Origin of the sequence: Klebsiella sp. NPDC088457, assembly GCF_044900465.1 — a bacterium.
GTDB lineage: Bacteria > Pseudomonadota > Gammaproteobacteria > Enterobacterales > Enterobacteriaceae > Klebsiella.
In genome coordinates, this window is sequence record NZ_JBJDNH010000111.1 from 1 (window position 1) to 2,096 (window position 2,096).

Below are 2,096 nucleotides of genomic sequence, written 5' to 3' on the forward strand. Positions count from 1 at the left end.
ACCATCGACTCCATGCCTGCCTTCGACAAACTCGCTGCGCCTAGCGAATACAACAAAGTGGAGTACTTCTCTAACGTGAAACCTGATTTGTTCATAGATGTTGTTAACAAATTTATGTCTCACGGTAAGAGCATGGATATGTCCCAACCTGAAGGCGAGCACGCGGCGCACGACGGGATGGAAGGCATGGACATGAGCCACGCGGAAACCGCTCACTAAGGGACCGAGGAAGAAAACGATGTTCGGAAAACTAACACTGGATGCAGTGCCCTACCACGAACCTATTATCGTGATTACGGTGGCTGCAATCATCATTGGGGGACTGGCGCTTCTGGCGGCAATCACTTACTTCGGTAAGTGGTCCTACCTTTGGAATGAGTGGCTGACTTCGGTCGACCACAAAAGACTCGGTATCATGTATGTTATCGTAGCAATCGTGATGTTGCTGCGTGGCTTTGCTGACGCCGTTATGATGCGTAGCCAGCAGGTGCTGGCCTCGGCCGGGGAAGCAGGCTTCCTGCCGCCTCACCACTACGATCAGATCTTTACCGCCCACGGCGTTATCATGATCTTCTTCGTAGCGATGCCGTTTGTTATCGGTCTGATGAACCTCGTGGTTCCGCTGCAGATCGGTGCGCGCGACGTTGCCTTCCCGTTCCTCAACAACCTGAGCTTCTGGTTCACCGTTGTCGGCGTGATTCTGGTTAACCTGTCCCTGGGCGTCGGTGAGTTCGCGCAGACCGGTTGGCTGGCCTATCCGCCGCTGTCGGGAATCGAGTACAGCCCGGGCGTCGGGGTCGATTACTGGATCTGGGCGCTTCAGCTCTCCGGTATCGGTACAACGTTAACCGGTATTAACTTCTTCGTGACCATTATCAAGATGCGTGCCCCTGGCATGACGATGTTCAAGATGCCAGTATTTAGCTGGGCATCTCTGTGCGCCAACATCCTGATTATTGCCTCCTTCCCAATCCTGACCGTCACCGTCGCGCTGCTGACCCTGGACCGCTACCTGGGCACCCATTTCTTTACCAACGAGATGGGTGGCAACATGATGATGTACATCAACCTGATTTGGGCCTGGGGCCACCCGGAAGTGTATATCCTGGTGCTGCCGGTATTCGGTGTCTTCTCCGAAATCGCGGCGACCTTCTCGCGTAAGCGTCTGTTTGGCTACACCTCGCTGGTATGGGCAACAGTATGTATTACCGTGCTGTCGTTCATCGTTTGGCTGCACCACTTCTTCACCATGGGTGCGGGCGCGAACGTCAACGCCTTCTTCGGTATTACAACGATGATTATCGCGATCCCGACCGGGGTTAAGATCTTCAACTGGCTGTTTACCATGTACCAGGGCCGTATCGTCTTCAACTCAGCGATGCTGTGGACTATCGGCTTCATCGTAACCTTCTCTGTTGGTGGTATGACCGGCGTGCTGCTGGCGGTACCGGGCGCGGACTTCGTCCTGCACAACAGTCTGTTCCTGATTGCCCACTTCCATAACGTTATTATCGGTGGTGTGGTATTCGGTTGCTTCGCAGGTCTGACCTACTGGTGGCCAAAAGCCTTTGGCTTCACGCTGAACGAAACCTGGGGCAAACGCGCTTTCTGGTTCTGGATCATCGGCTTCTTCGTGGCATTTATGCCGCTGTACGTGCTGGGCTTTATGGGGATGACCCGTCGTCTCAGCCAGCAGATTGACCCGCAGTTCCACCCGATGCTGGTTGTTGCGGCATGCGGCGCGGCGCTGATTGCATGCGGTATTATCTGCCAGCTGACTCAGTTCTACGTCTCCATCCGCGATCGCGATCAAAACCGCGACCTGACCGGTGACCCGTGGGGCGGCCGTACTCTGGAGTGGGCAACCTCTTCTCCTCCGCCGTTCTACAACTTCGCCATCGTTCCGCAGGTCCACGAGCGCGATGCGTTCTGGGAAATGAAAGAAAAAGGCGAAGCGTACAAGAAACCTGCTGGCTATGAAGAAATTCACATGCCGAAAAACAGCGGCGCGGGCATCGTTATTGCTGCCTTTGCCACGGTGTTTGGTTTCGCGATGATCTGGCACATCTGGTGGATGGCGATTGCAAGCTTCGTCG

2 protein-coding genes are annotated in these 2,096 nt (G+C 54.9%); both read left to right on the top strand.

What is annotated here, in order from left to right; genetic code table 11:
* The coding region (locus tag ACI2JR_RS28200; RefSeq protein ID WP_462480098.1) for a COX aromatic rich motif-containing protein at positions 1-219 on the top strand (219 nt) is incomplete at its 5' end.
* Between the two features lie 19 nt (positions 220-238).
* Positions 239-2,096: cytochrome o ubiquinol oxidase subunit I (gene cyoB / locus ACI2JR_RS28205; RefSeq protein WP_462480099.1), on the top strand; the 1,858-nt coding region annotated here is incomplete at its 3' end.